At 70.0% G+C, this 16473-nt stretch carries 12 protein-coding genes, 1 tRNA gene, 1 other RNA gene and 1 pseudogene; 8 read left to right on the forward strand and 7 right to left on the reverse strand.

What is annotated here, in order from left to right; translation table 11 throughout:
• Positions 1–128 precede the first annotated feature (128 nt).
• Entirely contained in the window at positions 129–1028 is a 900-nt protein-coding gene (locus OC550_RS19675; RefSeq protein ID WP_262107629.1) for an oxygenase MpaB family protein, read from the forward strand.
• Here the strand turns inward: OC550_RS19675 and OC550_RS19680 are convergent.
• The 5 genes from OC550_RS19680 to OC550_RS19700 form a co-directional block, all read right to left on the reverse strand.
• Positions 1025–1843, reverse strand: a complete 819-nt coding sequence (locus OC550_RS19680; RefSeq protein ID WP_262107630.1) for a CoA ester lyase — start codon at positions 1841–1843, stop codon at positions 1025–1027. The genes OC550_RS19675 and OC550_RS19680 overlap by 4 nt on opposite strands.
• On the reverse strand, positions 1840–3948 hold the full coding sequence (locus OC550_RS19685; RefSeq protein ID WP_262107779.1) for a biotin carboxylase N-terminal domain-containing protein: 2109 nt from the start codon (positions 3946–3948) through the stop codon (positions 1840–1842). The genes OC550_RS19680 and OC550_RS19685 overlap by 4 nt, the downstream gene beginning before the upstream one ends.
• Positions 3949–3964: 16 nt before the next feature.
• Positions 3965–5575, reverse strand: a complete 1611-nt coding sequence (locus OC550_RS19690) for a carboxyl transferase domain-containing protein (protein WP_262107631.1) — start codon at positions 5573–5575, stop codon at positions 3965–3967.
• 49 nt (positions 5576–5624) lie between these two features.
• Positions 5625–6284, reverse strand: coding sequence for a TetR/AcrR family transcriptional regulator (locus tag OC550_RS19695; protein ID WP_262107632.1), 660 nt, complete (start codon positions 6282–6284; stop codon positions 5625–5627).
• Between the two features lie 203 nt (positions 6285–6487).
• Positions 6488–7015: a DUF4188 domain-containing protein gene (locus OC550_RS19700; protein ID WP_262107780.1), complete on the reverse strand. Its 528-nt coding sequence runs from the start codon at positions 7013–7015 to the stop codon at positions 6488–6490.
• 151 nt (positions 7016–7166) lie between these two features.
• Between OC550_RS19700 and OC550_RS19705 the strand changes: the two genes are divergently transcribed.
• Positions 7167–7901 carry a TetR-like C-terminal domain-containing protein gene (locus OC550_RS19705; protein ID WP_262107633.1) on the forward strand — a complete coding sequence of 245 codons (735 nt, stop codon included), beginning with the start codon at positions 7167–7169 and terminating at the stop codon, positions 7899–7901.
• A 350-nt stretch (positions 7902–8251) separates the two neighbouring features.
• Here OC550_RS19705 and OC550_RS19710 read toward each other — a convergent pair.
• Positions 8252–8339: transfer RNA gene (locus tag OC550_RS19710), tRNA-Ser, on the reverse strand.
• Between the two features lie 191 nt (positions 8340–8530).
• On the opposite strand from OC550_RS19710, the gene OC550_RS19715 reads away from it, so the two are divergent.
• From OC550_RS19715 to OC550_RS19735, 5 genes are all read left to right on the forward strand, one after another.
• Positions 8531–8908: a hypothetical protein gene (locus OC550_RS19715; RefSeq protein WP_306556947.1), complete on the forward strand. Its 378-nt coding sequence runs from the start codon at positions 8531–8533 to the stop codon at positions 8906–8908.
• A 39-nt stretch (positions 8909–8947) separates the two neighbouring features.
• Positions 8948–9043: signal recognition particle sRNA small type (ffs, locus tag OC550_RS19720), an RNA gene on the forward strand.
• Between the two features lie 63 nt (positions 9044–9106).
• Complete coding sequence (locus OC550_RS19725; RefSeq protein ID WP_262107634.1) at positions 9107–13060, forward strand: DNA polymerase III subunit gamma and tau; 3954 nt, start codon at positions 9107–9109, stop codon at positions 13058–13060.
• Between the two features lie 24 nt (positions 13061–13084).
• Positions 13085–13681: a recombination mediator RecR gene (gene recR, locus OC550_RS19730; protein ID WP_262107635.1), complete on the forward strand. Its 597-nt coding sequence runs from the start codon at positions 13085–13087 to the stop codon at positions 13679–13681.
• A 202-nt stretch (positions 13682–13883) separates the two neighbouring features.
• Positions 13884–15170 carry an aspartate kinase gene (locus OC550_RS19735; RefSeq protein WP_262107636.1) on the forward strand — a complete coding sequence of 429 codons (1287 nt, stop codon included), beginning with the start codon at positions 13884–13886 and terminating at the stop codon, positions 15168–15170.
• A 370-nt stretch (positions 15171–15540) separates the two neighbouring features.
• On the opposite strand, the gene OC550_RS19745 is transcribed toward OC550_RS19735, so the two are convergent.
• Entirely contained in the window at positions 15541–15750 is a 210-nt protein-coding gene (locus OC550_RS19745) for a hypothetical protein (RefSeq protein WP_262107638.1), read from the reverse strand.
• Between the two features lie 101 nt (positions 15751–15851).
• On the opposite strand from OC550_RS19745, the pseudogene OC550_RS19750 reads away from it, so the two are divergent.
• A pseudogene (locus OC550_RS19750) lies at positions 15852–16303 on the forward strand (MarR family winged helix-turn-helix transcriptional regulator).
• Positions 16304–16473 lie beyond the last annotated feature (170 nt).

Here is a 16473-nt window from a genome sequence, read left to right on the forward strand (position 1 = left end):
AGCAGGAACTCCGCTGGAGGGGAGGCCGCCCGGCCATGGGCGGCCTCCCCTCGCCCCTTTAAGCCCACATTCTGCGACCCCGCACGGGAGCCGATGACAGCGCGGGGCCGCCGACCGATAATGAACCCATGGGCCTCCTTGAAGCTCGCCGGCAGGACCTCCGGAAGACCGTCTCCGGCTCTCCCGGCGTGCCGCAGTGGGCGCGGGAACTCGCCGAGGGAACGGATCCCGGCTTCTTCGCGCCGGACTCGGCGGTGTGGGCAGTGCACGGCAACATCGCTACCCTCGCCGGCGGCGTCGGGGCCCTGCTGATCCAGTCGCTGCATCCCGGCGCCCTGGCCGGCGTCGACGATTACTCGATGTTCAAGACGCAGCCGTTCGTCAGGCTGGCGGCCACCGGCCGCTGGATCATGACCGTGACCTACGGCGACACGGAGACCGCGCGGACCGCCTGCGAGCGGGTCCTCAGGCTGCACGAGCGGGTCCGCGGCACCTACACCGACGCCCGCGGCGCCACGCAGCACTACTCGGCGAACGACCCGCAGCTGCTCAAGTGGGTGCATCTCGCCTTCATGGAGGCGTTCCTGGCCGCCCACGCGGCCTACAGCGGCCCGATTCCCGGCGGCGAGGACCGGTACATCGCCGAGTGGGCCATCGCCGGCGAGCTGATGCGGGTCCCGGATCCGCCGCGCACCCGCGCGGAGCTGGACGAGCAACTGGCGGCCTTCGCGCCGGACCTCCTGAACGACGCCAAGCTGGAGGCCTCCGTCGAGTTCATCCGGCACCCGCCGTTCCGCGGATTGCAGCGGCTCGGCTACCGGATCCTGTTCGCCGGCACGGTGGACACGCTTCCCGCGCGCTACCGCGAACTGCTCGGGCTGCGGAAGGCCTCGCTGGGTCCCGTCCCGCTGCCCGTCCGGTTCGCCACCCGGCTGGTCCTGCGCCTCGCCGCGCACGGGCTCGGCGGCCGGCCGACGAGCGAAGCCTTCGCCCGTCAGCGGCTCGACCGCCTCGCGTCTTCCGGCTAGGCCCGGGCCGCCCGCGCGAGCGTGGCGCGTGCGTGCCGGAGCAGCGGCTCGTCCACCATCTGCCCCTCGAACGTGAAGACCCCGCCGGCGGTTTCGGCCGCCTCCAGCACGCGCCGGGCCCGCTCCACCTGCTCCGCCGTCGGCGTGAAGGCCTGCCGGATGACGCCCATCTGGCCCGGGTGGATCGACGCCTTCGCGCCGAAGCCCGAGGCCTGCGCATCGATGGCCTCCGCCAGCAGGCCCTCGTGGTCGGCAATGTCGAGGTACACCGAATCGATGGCTACCTTCCCGAAGGCCCCGGCCGCCAGCAGGACCTGCGACCGGGCATGGAGCGCGACGTCCCGGTAGCCGCCGGAACCGCCGCGGGACGAGGAACCGCCCAGCGACGCGACCAGGTCCTCGGCGCCCCACATGAGGGCAACCACGTTCTGTGCCGCCGCGATCTGCGGCGCATTCAGGACGCCAAGCGCCGTTTCGCAGAGGGCGACGACGGCGTGGTCGGCCACCGCGGCCAGGTCGCCGGGCGTTTCGGTCTTCGCGAGCATGACGGTGCGATAGTCGGTGTCCCGGAGCGCGGCCAGGTCCGCAGCGAAGTCCGCGCTGCCGGCCGGATTCACCCGTACGATCGTGCGCGCCGGATCCACCGGGTGTTCAATCAGTATCCGCCGTGCGGCCGCGCGGTTGTCCGCCGCGACGGCGTCCTCCAGGTCAATAACGACGGCGTCCGCCCGTTCCAGCGCCTTGGCGTAGCGGTCCGATCGGTCGGCCGGGCAGAACAGGATGGCCGGGCCCATCGTGAAGTCCCCGGGGCTCATGCGCTGGGCTCAAACTCGGTCGGGACGGCTCCCTGCTGCCCGCCGTCGGTTTCGCCGTGATCGAGCTGGACCGTGGCGACCAGCTGGTTGGCCTTAACCAGGTCGCCGACCTTCAGGCTTCCCATTCGGACGACGCCGTCCCCCGGGGACAGCAGCGGGTGCTCCATCTTCATGGCTTCGACGGAGGCCAGCACCTGGCCCGCCGCGACCTGTTCCCCGTCGCTGACCTGCACCGCGATCACGGTCCCCGGCATGGGGGAACGAACTTCGGGGGAAAGGGCGCCGCTGCCTCGGTCAATGGCGGCCAGTTCGCGGGCCAGCATCTCGGCCCGGTGGAGCCGCCTGATTCCTGCAGTCCAGCCCTCGCGGCTCAGCCACACCGTGCCGTCGGCCGCCACGGCGGTGTAAAGGCGCTGCCACAGCCCGTCGACCGCCAGGCCGGCACCCGTCCGGGTCACCACCAGCTCCTGCCCGTCGATGACCACGACCGAGCCGCCGGGGACGCGGCGATAGGCCACGTCGTGGACCTGCTGCCCCGCCTCGAAGTGCTGCGGCGCGCTGGCCGCCTCCCCGAGGCGCCAACCGTCGAGGCGCCAGGCACCGCCGTCGTTCCCGCTCCCCCGCCCCCGGGCACCGCCGTCGTTCCCGCCTGCCGCATTGGCAACGTGCACCGCCACCGCCAGCTCGGCGCAGGACGGCGTGTGGAACTCCATCACCGGCATCTTCCGGCCGATGAGGTCCGTGTCCAGCCGGCCGGCCGCCACCTCGGGGTCGTTGATCAGCAGCCGCAGGTATTCGATGTTGGTCAGCACGCCCAGGATGACGGTGTCCGCGAGCGCCCGGTCCAGGAGGGCCAGGGACTGCGCGCGGTTCCGGCCCCAGGCGACGACCTTGGCCAGCATGGGATCGTAGAAGGCCGGCACCTCGAGGCCGTCCCGCAGCGAACTGTCGACGCGGACGTGCTCGCCGGACGGCTCGGCCACCCCCAGGACGGTGCCCGTGGACGGCACGAAGCCGCGGGCCGCGTCCTCGGCGTACACGCGGGCCTCGACGGCGTGCCCCTCCAGCCCCACGTCCTCCTGCGTGAAGTCGAGGGCCTGTCCGGCAGCGATGCGGACTTGCCATTCCACTAGGTCAACGCGCTGGCCCCGGATGCGCACGACTTCCTCGGTGACCGGATGCTCCACCTGCAGGCGGGTGTTCATCTCCATAAAGAAGAACTCCCCGGGGCTTTCGTCGCTGACCAGGAACTCCACGGTGCCGGCGCCCACGTAGTCCACGGAGCGTGCCGCCGCCACGGCAGCCGCGCCGATCGCGGAACGGATCCGGCCGCCGTCGTTATTGCCCTCCAGCAAAGGCGACGGCGCCTCTTCGATCACCTTCTGGTGCCGCCGCTGCAGCGAGCACTCGCGTTCGCCGAGGTGCACCGTGTTGCCGTGGCGGTCGGCCAGGACCTGCACCTCGATGTGGCGCGGCCGGCGGACCAGCCGCTCGAGGAAGAGGGTGTCGTCGCCGAAGGCGCTGCGGGCTGTGCGGCGGGCGCTGGCCAGGGCGCCGGGCAGCTCGGCGGCGGATTCGACGACGAACATCCCCTTGCCGCCGCCGCCCGCCGACGGTTTGATCAGGAGCGGGAAGCCCACGTTCGCCGCCGCGGCCGCCAGGTCCTCGTCGGTCATCCCGGGCCTGGCGATCCCCGGAACCACGGGAACCCCGTAGCCGGCCACGTGGTTCTTGGCCCGGATCTTGTCCCCCATCGCGTTGAGCGAAGCGACGTCCGGCCCGATGAACGTGATCCCGGCGTCGGCGAGCGCGCGGCCGAAGCCGGCATTCTCGGAGAGGAAGCCGTAGCCCGGGTGCACGGCCCGGGCGCCGCTGCGGCGGCAGGCCTCGAGGATCGCGTCGATGCTGAGGTAGCTCTCGGCGGCCGGGCCCGGCCCGATCCGCACCGCGGCATCGGCCTCGGCCACGTGGCGCGCGCCCGCGTCGGCGTCCGAGTACACGGCAATGGAGCGGATGCCGAGGGGCCTCAGGGTGCGGATGACGCGGACGGCGATTTCCCCGCGGTTGGCCACGAGCACCGTGTCGAAGAGTGGATTGTCCACGATTGGTCCGTTCTCTCGGCTACATGCGGAAGACGCCGAAGGACGTCTCCGGCAGGGGTTGGCGGGCGCAGACGTCCAGGGCCATGCCCAGCACGCGGCGGGTGTCGGCCGGGTCGATGACGCCGTCGTCCCAGAGCCGCGCCGTCGAGTAGTAGGGGTTGCCCTGCGCCTCGTACTGCTGCCTGATGGGGTCCTTGAAGGCCTCCTCGTCCTCCGCGCTCCAGTCCTGGCCGGCCCCCTCGAGCTGGTCCCGCTTCACGGTGGCCAGGACCGACGACGCCTGGTTGCCGCCCATCACGGAGATCCGGGCGGCGGGCCACATCCACAGGAAGCGCGGCGAATACGCGCGGCCGCACATGGAGTAGTTGCCGGCACCGAAGGACCCGCCGATCACCACCGTCAGCTTGGGCACGCGGGTCGTGGCGACGGCGGTGACCATCTTGGCGCCGTGCTTGGCGATGCCGTCGGCCTCGTAATCGCGGCCCACCATGAAGCCGGCGATGTTCTGCAGGAACAGCAGCGGAATGCCGCGCTGGTCGCAGAGCTCGATGAAGTGCGCCCCCTTGAGCGCCGACTCGGAGAAGAGCACGCCGTTGTTGGCGACGATGCCGACCTTGTGGCCGTGGATCCGCGCGAACCCGGTGACCAGGGTGCTGCCGTAGCCGGCCTTGAACTCGTGGAAGCGGCTGCCGTCGGTGATCCGGGCGATGACCTCGTGGACGTCGTAGGACGCGTTGACGTCGGTCGGCACGGCACCGTAGAGCTCGGCGGGATCCGCCACGGGTTCGGCAGGCTGGGCCTCGATGTTCCACGCCGGCGCCGGGGTAGGCGGCAGCGTCTCGATGATGTTGCGGACGATCGACAGCGCGTGCGCGTCATTCTCCGCCAGATGGTCGACGACGCCGGAGGTCTTGGCGTGCAGCTCGCCGCCGCCCAGCTCCTCCGCCGTGACGATCTCCCCGATCGCCGCCTTCACCAGCGGCGGTCCGCCCAGGAAGATCGTGCCCTGGTCGCGGACAATCACCGTCTCGTCGCTCATCGCCGGAACGTAGGCGCCGCCCGCCGTGCAGGATCCCAGGACGGCGGCGATCTGCGGAATCTTCCGCGCCGACAGGTTGGCCTGGTTGTAGAAGATCCGGCCGAAGTGGTCCCGGTCCGGAAAGACCTCGTCCTGCATCGGCAGGAACGCGCCGCCGGAGTCCACCAGGTAGACGCAGGGCAGGCCGTTCTCCAGCGCGATTTCCTGGGCCCGCAGGTGCTTCTTCACCGTCATCGGGAAGTACGTGCCGCCCTTGACCGTCGCGTCGTTGGAGATGACCAGCACGTGGCGCCCGTGGACCAGGCCGATCCCGGCGATGATCCCGGCGCCGGGGCTTTCGCCGCCGTACATGTCCTCGGCGGCGAGCGGCGCGATCTCGAGGAACGGAGAGCCCTCATCCAGCAGCATGTCGACCCGCTGGCGCGGCAGCAGCTTGCCGCGGTCCACGTGGCGTTGGCGCGATTTCTCCGGGCCGCCCAGGGCAGCCCGCGCCAGGCGCTCCCGCAGCTCATCGACGAGCGCCGACTGCCGCTTGGCATTCTGCAGGAAATCGGGGTCCGTCGTATCGACCCTGCTGGTCAGAGTGTCCATGCTGTCCTTTTCGTCGCGGGCGTGCGGGTCCAGTGGGGCCGGTGGCGGGTCAGGAAACGTTGGCACGCGGCTGCGGAGGATCCGGCTCACTGGCCAGCCGGCGGGGTGCAACCACGAAGTCGACGCCGTCGAGCAGGGCGCCGTCGACCGCCAGGATGCGGCAGGCCATGCTCACGAAATACTGCTGCACCTCCTCGAGCCGCAGCCGCCCGTCCGCGCGGAACCAGTGGGCGACACCCGTCCCCATCTCCATCAGCGCCAGGCGGGTCATCGTCAGGTCCTCGGTGTTGAAGGCGCCGACGCGCGCGCCGCGTTCAAGCACCTGCGCGAAGAGCGACTCGTACTCGTCGCGGAGCGCCTGCATGGCGGGGCGGTTGGTCTCGGACAGCGCCCGCATCTCGTACTCGGCAACCCGCGCGGTGAGCTGGTTGGTCGCCGTCAGCCCCACGTGCGAGGAGATCAGCCCGGCCAGCTGAATGGCCGGCTCTGCGCTGCCGCGCAGGGCCTCGGAGCCGGAACGGATCATCTCGTCGAGGCAGTCGCGCATGATGCTGACCAGCAGGTCTTCCTTGCTGCCCACATAGTGGTAGAGCGTCGCCGAGTTGATGCCGGCCGCCGCCCCCAGGTCGCGGATCCCGGTGGCCGCGAAACCGCGGGTGGCGAAGAGCGAAACCGCCGCCTGCTGGACCTTGCCAAGGTTCACGGTCACCACGCTTTCCCGCTGCCGCAGTCATGGGTGCCAATCGATCGATTGGGTCACACGCACCATTGCAGCCCAGAGTGGGCGGAGCTGTCAATCAGTTGATTGGGAATTTCCACCAACGACGGCGGATGCCCGCCGCAGTGCCCGGGAGGACTCAGCGGGCAGCTGCTCACTCCCCTTCCTGAGCAGCCGCTCCTCCCACCAGGGACTCAGCGCGGAGTTACGCCTCCCTCGACGGACGTCCGGCTGCTGCCCCGACCCGGCTGCGCCCCGAGCCGCTGCCGGGCCGTGTTGCTGCCGCGGCCGATCGGCACGCGCCGGGTCGCCGCCGCCAACCCGAAGGCTGGCATGTCGCTGTAGACCGACTCCTGGTCGGCCGCGGCTACCTGGTAGGTCTCGTGCCAGACGCCGACGTCGCCCGAACCCGCCGACTCCTTCATGAACCGGCGCCACGGCTCGAGGTGCGGGGCATCGCGATCCGCCGCAAACCGCTGGAGGTGCTCCGGGCTCTTCCAATAACTCAGCATCACGGTGGTCCGCCCGAACCACGAATGGAACCCGAGCATCCCCGCTTCGGGATTCTCCGCCAGATACCGCAGCATCCTCGGCATCGCCGACGCCGTCCTCATGACCGCCGGAACCTTCCACCATCGATTGGCCCGCATCCCGATCAGGAAAACCGTCACCGCTTCTTCCGGAGCCGCAGTGAACCTCCCCGGCTCCACCTTCCGGCCCACTTCCCTTGCCTCGCTCATCGCCGTTCCCCTCCCGCTGCCTTGCCCCGCGCACCTGCTTGCCCCAATGCACCTGCCTGACCATCGCCGCGCTTCCGTTCTTCAGCCGTTCCATAACAGCGTTACAAAACAATGTTATGGAATAATGGGACCCATGGCAAGACCCCCTGTTTACGATGCAGACCTCCGCCAGCGGCTGCTCGAGGCCACCGCCGAACTCGTCGCGGCCGACGGCCCGGCGAGGGTGGCGCTGCGCGACGTCGCCGCCGCGGCCGGGACCTCGACCACGGCCGTGTATTCGCTCTTCGGCGGCAAGCCCCAGCTGCTGACCGCCGTGCTCGACGATGCCTTCCGCTCCTTCGGCGAATCCCAGCGCGCGGCGGCACCCCGCGGCCTGCGCGGACTCGGGCTCGCCTACCGGCAGTGGGCCCTGGAGCACCGCTCGTTCTACGCCCTGATGTTCAGCAGCCCGCTCGGCTCCCCGGTGCCCTGCGAAGCGACCCCGGAGGTCGCAGCATCCTCCATCGAGCCGCTCTACGAAGCGGTCGAAGCCACCCTCGCCGCCGCAGGCTCTAACGAACCCGTCCCCCTCGTGGCCGCCGCCATCTGGGGCCAGGTCCACGGACTCGTCAGCCTCGAACTCGCCGGCGCCGGCCTCCCCGGCATGGACTGGGAAGCCGCCTATGAAACCGCCCTCAACGCCATCCAGCGCAGCTACGCCCCTGACCTCGTCCGGCAGGAGCCCTGTCCGGCCTCCCGCTCGCCAGCATGTGCCCGCATGCCCCTCTCCCTCATCCCCAGCCCACGTCCCAAATCCGCAACCCGCGTCCCTCTCCCCGCCCCCTTATCCGCAGCCCGCGCCCTCTCCCGCCCAATCTCCCAGCTTTGAATCTCCCGCCGCCCGCATCCCTCTCGCGCCCCGATTTCCCAGCTTTGAAATCTCCCGCCGCCCGCATCCTCTCTCGCGCCCCGATTTCCCAGCTTTGAATCTCCCGCCAGCATCCTGCAGGTCAGCGCGTTGCTTGAAGCCTAAAGCTGGGAAGAAGCGTCCAATGCCGGGAGGTTCGGCCGGCGCAGGCAAGAGATCCGCTCATACAAGGAGAGCCGGACCCGGGGCAAAGAAACCGGGCCGAAATGCGGCTGCCGAGAAGGCATTGGCGCCTGGGCCGAGAACGGGCGGCACGGAAACAGGCGCGGAAAAACGAAAGGAGCCCCGCCGGGTCGGCGGGGCTCCTTCACTGGCGGAGGATGGGGGATTTGAACCCCCGAGGGCGTTAACCCAACACGCGTTCCAGGCGTGCGCCATAGGCCGCTAGGCGAATCCTCCAGGTGATTGCTCATGAAGAGCAGATACTAGGATACCCGACCGGGCCGAAAGTAACGAATCGGGCCTCGCGGACGGCGGCGGCGCGGCCTTCCGGCAACTCACCAGGACTTCACGGCATCGCGGTCCAGCATTTACTGAACCGTGGGGGCAGTCCCTCGAAACTGTCGGCGCCGCGTGGCAGACTGGCCGCCATGGAGCCCATGGACTGCCTGGTCATCTACGTCCCGACCGACGCCGCACCCGCGGTCCGCCTGGCCATCGGGGATGCCGGCGCCGGCCGGCTCGGCAACTACTCGCACTGCTCATTCAGCATGGAGGGAACCGGCCGCTTCACCCCGCTGGCCGGAGCCAACCCGGCCATCGGCGCCGTCGGCACCGCGGAGGAGGTAGCCGAGACCCGGATCGAGGCGATCTACCCGCGCTCCCTGCGCGCCGCCGTCGTTAGTGCCGCGGTGGAGGCCCACCCCTACGAGACCCCCGCATTCATGACCTTCCCGATCGACGTCAGCCTGCCGCCCCGGCCGCGTGAAGAGACGCCGCAAGTTCCGCGGGAGGAGGCCGCGGACTGACCCGATTTCGGCCGCCCGTTTATCTCGGGTAAACTGTTTGTCGGCCCCTCATGTGGTGTCATCCTGTGAACTCCCCCAGGACCGGAAGGTAGCAAGGGTAAGCGGGCTCTGGCAGGTGCATGAGGGGTCTTTTCCGTCTGTCCACATGCCGCCGGCCGGAAGTGAAATGCCCCTACTGCAACCGATAGGGTTCTTACTGTGAGTACAGCCCTCTACCGCCGCTACCGCCCCGATTCCTTCGCGGACGTCATTGGGCAGGAACACGTCACCAATCCGCTCATGGCGGCGCTGCAGAAAAACCGGGTCAACCACGCCTACCTCTTCTCCGGCCCGCGCGGCTGCGGAAAGACCACCTCGGCGAGGATCCTGGCCCGCTGCCTGAACTGCGCCAAAGGCCCGACGCCGGAGCCTTGCGGTGCGTGCGACTCGTGCCGGGAACTGGGGCGCGGCGGCCCGGGCAGCCTGGACGTCATCGAGATCGACGCGGCCTCCCACGGCGGCGTGGACGACGCGCGCGACCTGCGCGAGCGCGCCACCTTCGCCCCGGTGCGCGACCGCTACAAGATCTTCATCATCGACGAGGCCCACATGGTCACGTCGGCCGGCTTCAACGCGCTGCTGAAGATCGTCGAAGAGCCGCCGGAGCACATCAAGTTCATCTTCGCGACCACCGAGCCGGACAAGGTCATCGGGACCATCCGCTCGCGCACCCACCATTACCCGTTCCGGCTGGTGCCGCCGGAACCGCTGATGAAGTACCTGGAGCTGCTCTGCAACCAGGAAAACGTGCCCGTGGCTCCCGGCGTGCTCTCGCTCGTGATCCGCGCCGGCGGCGGTTCCGTCCGCGACTCGCTCTCCGTGCTGGACCAGCTGATGGCCGGCGCCGGACCGGCCGGGCTGGACTACGAGCTGGCCGTCTCCCTGCTCGGCTACACCCACGCCTCGCTGCTGGATGACGTGGTGGACGCCTTCGCCGCCTCGGACGCCTCCACGGTGTTCAGCGCGGTGGACCGGGTTGTCCAGACCGGGCATGACCCGCGCCGCTTCGTCGAGGACCTGCTGGAACGCTTCCGCGACCTGATCATCGTCAAGGCCATGCCGGAGAGCGCGCACACGATCCTGCGCGGCGTCCCAGAGGACCAGATCGCCCGGATGCAGACGCAGGCCCACCAGCTCGGCGCCTCCGAACTCTCCCGCGCGGCGGACATCGCCAACGAGGCGCTGACCGAAATGACCGGCGCGACGTCCCCGCGGCTGCACCTCGAGCTGCTCTGCGCCCGGATCCTGCTGCCCGCGGCGGACCAGGCCCAGCGCGGCGTGGCAGCCCGCGTCGACCGGATCGAACGCCGGCTCTCCTACGCCGGGGACGTGCCGGAAGCTCCCGTTTCGGCGGACGCCGGTGCCACCAACGACGGCGGAGCCTCGCCTTCCGCGTCCGGCGCGGCAGGATGGGGCGGCGCTGCGTCCGGGGGCTCCGGTGCCGCGCAGGTCCGTGAGATGCTGCGCGCCGCCCGTTCCGGCGGACAGGCCGCCGAACCCCAGCAGTCCCCCCGGCCAGCGGTGCCCGCCGCGGCGCAGCCCGCCGCCCAGTCGGCTCCGGCGGCCGTTCAACCGGCACCGGCTCATGCCGCCTCCGCCCCGGAGCAGCCAGCTGCCGCTTCTGCCTCGCGCCAAGCCGCACCGGCCGCTGCTGCCCCGCAATCAGCCGCATCAGCTGCTGCATCGGAGCGGACGGCACCCGCCGCCTCCGCCGTTATGGAACCGGCCGCCCGGCAGGCTCCCGCAGCGCCCCCTTCCGAGCAACCCGCGGCCCAGACCGCCCCGGCCGAGCAGGGATGGAATGCGGCACCCGCGCGGCAGGACCGGTCCGTCGCGGAACCTCAGCGCCAGCAAGCCTCCCCTCAGCAACCCGCCGCGCCCGAAGCCTCCGCCGATTCGTCCCGCGACTGGGGCGGAGCCTGGGGCGTTGTCCCGGAGCCCGAACCCGAGCCCGCACGGACCGCCCCCGCTTCCGCCCAGCGGCCGGGAGATAGGCCTGACAACGCGGGGTCTGCCAGCCCCGCCGCGGGCCAGCAGCAGCCGCCTGCCGCCCAGCCCGGCCCTGCGGGCCAGGCACCGCAGAACCACCAGCGGCCGATCGCGCCGCAGGACACTGGCCAGCCTGCAGGTCCTGCCGCCGGTCAGCAGCAGCCGCGTCCCGGTAACGGCGACCGCCCCGCCGGACCAGCACAGCAGCGGCCTGCATCACCTCAGAACGCTGTGGCGCAAGCCGGCCCGAACCAGCAGCCGACGCCGCCGCAGCACCCAGCCCAGCCGACCGGCCCCGCCGCGGGCCAGCAGCCGCCCCAGGACACCGGCCAGCAGGCCGGTCCCGCCGCGGGCCAGCAGCCGTCCCAGGACACCGGCCAGCAGGCCGGTCCCCCGCGCTTCGGTGCCGCCGGGTCGGTCGAGATGTTCCGCCGTGCCTGGCCGGAAATCATGGACGTCCTGAAGTCGGAGAAGAAGTTCCTCTGGATGACGGTCGAGCCCAATGCGTCGCTGGCCGGCTTCGACGGCCGGACCCTGACGGTCGCCTTCTCGAATACCGGCGCCATGACGGCATTCTCGAGCAAACAAGAGAACGCGGGCATGCTGAGGCAGTGCATCTTCAAAGTGCTCGGGACCGACGTCCAGCTTGATATCACAGCCGGTGGATCCGGGGCGGCGGGTGAATCCGGCCCAAAAGGCGCTAGCCGGCCCCAGCCGGCAGCCGGTCCGCAACACCAGCCTGCCACTGCACCATTCGCCGCCTCCAACCCGGTAAACACGGCTTCCGACGAGTCTCGGGCAAGCGCCCCGGCTCCGGTCGACAACGCACCAGCCGCGGCCACCCGGGCCCCGGCTCCGGTCCATGAGCAGACTCCGGCCGACGGCCCGGCGTCCGGTCCCGCCGCGGCTGTCGGCAATGGTCCCTCCGGCTCGGGTTCATCCAGCGGCTCGACTGCGCCGAGCGGCATGTCTGCCGCCAGCGCCCAGTCGCCTGCCTACTCGGCGGCAAGCGCGCCCTCTGCGGCGAGCGCCAACTCCCCCGGCATGCCAGGGCCCGCAGCGCAGTCGTCGGCCCCCTCCGCGGCGTCGCCGGTCTCGAGCCAGTCGGCACACACGGCGCCCTCGGCCCATTCCGCTGCGACGGCCGCATCGGGCCAGTCCGCCCACACGGCACCCTCGGCGCAGAGCGCAGCGTCGGCCGCATCGGGCCAGTCCGCCCACACGGCACCCTCGGCGCAGAGCGCAGCGTCGGCGAACTGGTCACCGAGCTCGGCTCCGTCTGCGGCGAGTGCGGACTCCGCAGTCAGCATGCAGCACGCCGGGGCGGCTGCATCCGCCCCGCCCCAGGCGCAGGCTCGTCCCGTGAACCTGCCGCCGCCCGTGCCGGGTGAACAGCCCGTCTTCGCGCACCTCGCCAACCGGCCGCCCCAGGCCGCCCAGCAGCCGGTCCGGCCGGCCCAGCCGATGCAAACGGCGCAGCCGGCGCAGCCGAGCCGCCCGGCCGCGGGTGAGCAGGAAGGCCGCGCCTGGGAACCGTCCCGGTCGGCCGCGCCACCGGAGAACGAAGGCCAGGTGTGGGAGCCGCCGAAGGCATCCCCGGAGGCTGCGTCGGTTCCATCGTCGCCCTACGACGACATCCCCTTCTCCGACGACGAGCCGCCGTCGGATGAGTGGGACGGGCCGCCCCCGGAGGATCCGGGCTTCGGCCGGCGGATGCCTCAGGCAGCCCCGGCCCGGAAAGCATCGTCAGCGGCCCCGGCCCAGCCGACCGTAAGCGGACCGGCCCCGGCCGCGGCCCCGCCGTCGTCGACCAACCGCCCCGCTGCTGCGCCCGCTTCCCCTGTGACCCCCGCACCCGTTGCTGCCCCGATGCAGCCCGAGCCGGGCAAGCCGATGAGCCGCTACCAGATGCTGCTGCAGCAGGCCCGGGCGACCGAGGCGCGGAACCGTCCGACCGAACCGGCCCAAAACGGTCAGCCCGGTGGCATAAGCTTGAGCTACGTCGAGGACATTCCCAGCGAGGACGATGTAGCCATCGAAGACTCCGGGCTGGTGGGCCGCGCCGCGATTGAGCGGATTCTGGGCGGCCGGCTGGTGGAAGAACGGAGCCTCGACGGTTCCTAAAGCAGGTCAGGAGATTGAGGATCAGTGTACGAAGGCGCCGTCCAAGAGCTAATTGACGAGCTCGGCCGGCTCCCCGGCATCGGGCCGAAGTCGGCGCAGCGGATCGCATTCCACATCCTGGAGGCCGATCCGGAAGACATGAAGCGGCTCTCGGAGTCGATCACGAACGTCAAGGAGCGGGTCAAGTTCTGCTCGATCTGCGGCAACGTGTCCGAGCAGGAAACCTGCAACATCTGCCGCGATCCGCGACGCGATCCGACCGCGATCTGCGTAGTGGAGGAGTCGAAGGACGTCATCGCGATCGAACGCACGCGGTCCTTCAAGGGCCGCTACCACGTGCTCGGCGGCGCGATTAATCCGATCGGCGGCGTTGGCCCCGAGCAGCTGCGCATCCGCGAACTGCTCAACCGCCTCTCCGACGGCCAGATCCAGGAAATCATCATCGCCACCGACCCCAACCTCGAGGGCGAGGCCACGGCGACCTATCTGGCCCGGATGCTCAAGACCATCGGCGTCACGGTGAGCCGGCTCGCTTCCGGGCTCCCGGTCGGCGGCGACCTGGAGTACGCGGACGAAGTGACGCTGGGCCGCGCCTTCGAAGGCCGCCGCAACCTGACCTAAGGCCGCCCGCCACACCCGCCACCCGCCGTCGTACGCTCCCCGGGGAAAGGTCATACTGCCCGGCGCATTCTCCCGCGCTCGGGCCGCGGCGTTAGACTTGCCATGCCGCCGCTGTCTGCAGCCGACGTATCCGGCGGCCGATTTCCATTGCCTACCGACCGGGCTGCCGGCAGGCCACAACCAGGAGTTGTTTAGAGAACGCATGAGTCTGATAGTTCAGAAGTTCGGAGGTTCCTCCGTTTCCGATGCCGACGGCATTAAGCGCGTCGCCAAGCGCGTGGTCGACACGCAGGCGGCAGGAAACGATGTAGTTGTGGTGGTTTCCGCCATGGGCGACACCACTGACGAGCTGCTGGACTTGGCCGGACAGATTACGTCCGATCCCAGCGCGCGCGAGATGGACATGCTGCTCAGCGCCGGCGAACGCATCTCCATGTCGCTGCTGGCCATGGCCATCCAGGAACTCGGGGCCACCGCGCAGTCCTTCACCGGCAGCCAGGCCGGCATGATCACCGACGCCATCCACGGCAAGGCCCGCATTATCGACGTCTCGCCGCACCGGGTGAAGACCACCCTGGAGAAGGGCGACGTCGCCATCGTGGCCGGCTTCCAGGGCATGAGCCAGGAAAGCCAGGACATCACGACGCTCGGCCGCGGCGGCTCGGACACCACTGCGGTGGCCCTGGCAGCGGCGCTGGACGCCGACGTCTGCGAGATCTACACGGACGTCGACGGCATCTACACCGCCGACCCGCGCGTGGTCGGCAGCGCCCGGAAGATCGACAAGATCTCCAGCGAGGAAATGCTGGAAATGGCCGCCTCCGGCTCCAAGATCCTGCACCTGCGCTGCGTCGAGTACGCCCGCCGCTTCGGTGTGCCGCTCCACGTCCGCTCCTCGTTCAGCACCCACGAAGGCACCTGGGTCCTGCCCAGCCCCGACGACAAAATCAAGATCCAAGAGGGAGAACCCATGGAACAGCCCATCATCTCCGGCGTGGCCCATGATCGTTCCGAGGCGAAAGTCACGATCATCGGCGTCCCGGACATCCCGGGCAAGGCGGCCGAGCTCTTCGGCATCGTCGCCGGCGCGCACGCCAACATCGACATGATCGTGCAGAACGTCTCCACCCAGGGCTCGGGCAAGACGGACATCTCCTTCACCCTGCCGATCGTGGAAGGCAAGGACGCCCTCGAGGCGCTGCACGCGGCCCAGTCCACCGTCGGCTTCGAGAGCATCGACTACAACGACCAGATCGGCAAGCTGTCGCTGATCGGGGCGGGGATGCGCTCCAACCCGGGCGTCTCCTACAAGTTCTTCGAGGCGCTGCATAAGGCCGGCGTCAACGTGGACATGATCTCCACCTCGGAAATCCGCATCTCCATCGTCACCCATGCGGACCTGCTGGACACGGCCGTGCGCGCAGTCCACTCGGCGTTCGACCTGGACAGCGAGGACGAGGCAACGGTCTACGGCGGCACCGGGCGCTAGGACCTGGTCCGGCCCAGCAGGCCACAAAATAACGACGGCGATGCCCGACTCACGCGGGGATCGCCGTCGTTGTTTTCCTGATAGTTAAGGGCAGACCGGTCAGGTCGGCTCGTGGCGTTTGCGGAACGCGTAGGCATGGCCTTCAGCATCACGTTCCACTTCGATTTCCGCCAACTGCTCCTCGGAGGACAACTCGGCATCATCGTGCCGGTGCACTACGGGAGTGTCACTGTCAATCCTGTCCGCAGGTCCCCAGACCTTGGCCGCTCGGGCCGTAATCCTCATGAAACCGCGGATGAAACTCGAATTCCCAGCCATCTGAATCACCTTCTTAACGGGGTAAGAATCCGGTGATCCCCAGTGTAGTCCGCTACTGCTGCTTGGGCACGATGTAGGTGCTGCCGTCCGCCCGGCGGATCGTCTGCCACTGCTCGGCCTCGGCCTCGCGCACCTTGAGCAGCTCCTTGTTCTCCTCCGTCATCGGATGGTCCACGCCGCTCTTCTGCGCGGGGCCGAAGATCACGCGCAGCTTGCCCGTGATGTTCATGAACCGCTGCGCCCCCGACTTTTTCTGGCCCATAGAGGGACCCCTTCCTGCGCGTGCCGACGATTGGACTGGATGCATGAACCACTCTACGCTAACAATTAGTGCACTAACTATTCGGAAGGGCGTGATGCGCTGTGACGGTTGACTCGGACCGCACGGAGGACCTGCTGCTGGAGCACCAGCTCTGCTTTGCGCTCTCCGTGGCCTCGCGCAGCGTCGTCGCAGCGTACAAGCCCGTGCTGGAGGGGCTGGGGCTGACCCACCCGCAGTACCTGGTCATGCTGGCGCTCTGGGAGCAGAGTCCGCGCACCGTGAAGGAGCTCGGCGAGGCGCTCGCCCAGGAGCCGGCGACGCTCTCCCCCATGCTCAAGCGGCTGGAAAGCGCCGGGCTGGTCACCCGCGAGCGCGTCGCCGGCAACGAGCGCGCACTGGCTATCGAGCTGACCGACGCCGGGGCGGGGCTGCGCGAGCGGGCGCTGGCCGTTCCGGGAACCATGCTGGAGCGGCTGGAGCTGGACCGCGAAATGCTGCGGGGCTCAACGCCTCCATGCGGCGGCTCATCGACGCCGCCCAGCGCGCCGCCTGACGGTCTGGCCACCTGCGCTCAGCAGCCCGCCCGCCCTCGTTTCGGCCGCGACCTCTCCCCGCCCGATCCGCCCATCCGACGCCCACACCCACCGCCCGGCCCGCCTGTCCGACGCCACCTCCCGCCGCCGTCTGGCCCCTCCATCCGACGCCGCCTCCCGCCGCCCGGGC

This window comes from Arthrobacter sp. Marseille-P9274 (genome assembly GCF_946892675.1).
Lineage (GTDB): Bacteria > Actinomycetota > Actinomycetes > Actinomycetales > Micrococcaceae > Crystallibacter.

What these genes read in the sequence shown, in the direction of transcription:
- OC550_RS19675 (WP_262107629.1), top strand. Translation starts at nt 129, where the DNA reads ATGGGCCTCCTTGAAGCTCGCCGGCAGGACCTCCGGAAGACCGTCTCC.
- OC550_RS19680 (WP_262107630.1), bottom strand. Translation starts at nt 1,843, where the DNA reads ATGAGCCCCGGGGACTTCACGATGGGCCCGGCCATCCTGTTCTGCCCG.
- OC550_RS19690 (WP_262107631.1), bottom strand. Translation starts at nt 5,575, where the DNA reads ATGGACACTCTGACCAGCAGGGTCGATACGACGGACCCCGATTTCCTG.
- OC550_RS19705 (WP_262107633.1), top strand. Translation starts at nt 7,167, where the DNA reads ATGGCAAGACCCCCTGTTTACGATGCAGACCTCCGCCAGCGGCTGCTC.
- OC550_RS19715 (WP_306556947.1), top strand. Translation starts at nt 8,531, where the DNA reads ATGGAGCCCATGGACTGCCTGGTCATCTACGTCCCGACCGACGCCGCA.
- OC550_RS19735 (WP_262107636.1), top strand. Translation starts at nt 13,884, where the DNA reads ATGAGTCTGATAGTTCAGAAGTTCGGAGGTTCCTCCGTTTCCGATGCC.
- OC550_RS19745 (WP_262107638.1), bottom strand. Translation starts at nt 15,750, where the DNA reads ATGGGCCAGAAAAAGTCGGGGGCGCAGCGGTTCATGAACATCACGGGC.